General features: G+C 62.1%; 1 protein-coding gene. It reads left to right on the forward strand.

The window, feature by feature from the left end:
• On the forward strand, positions 1 to 759 hold a 759-nt coding region (locus NRB16_RS28805; protein WP_257107553.1), incomplete at both ends, for an MFS transporter.

Genomic DNA, 759 nt, shown 5'->3' on the forward strand with positions numbered 1-759 from the left:
GGCCATCGGCGTGACCGCTCCGATTCTGTTGACCATCATTCGCTGCGCCCAGGGTTTTTCGGCGGGTGGTGAATATGCTGGCGCATGCGCCTACCTTATGGAGCACGCGCCTCAGGACCAGCGTGCCTGGTACGGCAGTTTTCTGCCGGTTTCGACCTTCTCGGCCTTTGCTGCCGCAGCCGTGGTGGCCTATGCGCTGGAGGCTTCACTGTCGGCGGAAACCATGGGCAGTTGGGGCTGGCGCCTGCCGTTTCTGATTGCGGCACCGCTGGGACTGATCGGTGTGTACCTGCGCTGGAGGCTGGACGAAACCCCGGCGTTCCAGGCGGTGGCACAGGAACATGCGGTAGCCCATTCGCCACTCAGGGAAACCCTGCGCAACCATGGCGGGGCCATTTGCTGCCTGGGGGCGTTCATTTCCCTGACGGCGCTGTCGTTCTATATGTTCACCACGTACTTCGCCACCTATCTGCAAGTGGCAGGTGGCTTGAGCCGGGCCACGGCGTTGCTGGTGTCGTTGATCGCCTTGTTGTTCGCGGCTGCTATCTGTCCGCTGGCCGGTGCTTATTCCGACAAGGTCGGGCGACGCGCAACGGTGGTCACTGCGTGTGTCCTGCTGATGCTGGTGGTGTTTCCGTCTTTCCTGATGGCCAGTTCGGGATCGTTCGCGGCTTCGATTTTCGGTGTAATGCTGTTGGCTGTCGGCGCGGTACTGTGTGGCGTGGTCACGGCGGCACTGCTTTCGGAAACCTTCCCGAC

Origin of the sequence: Pseudomonas sp. LJDD11, assembly GCF_024584215.1 — a bacterium.
Taxonomy (GTDB): domain Bacteria; phylum Pseudomonadota; class Gammaproteobacteria; order Pseudomonadales; family Pseudomonadaceae; genus Aquipseudomonas.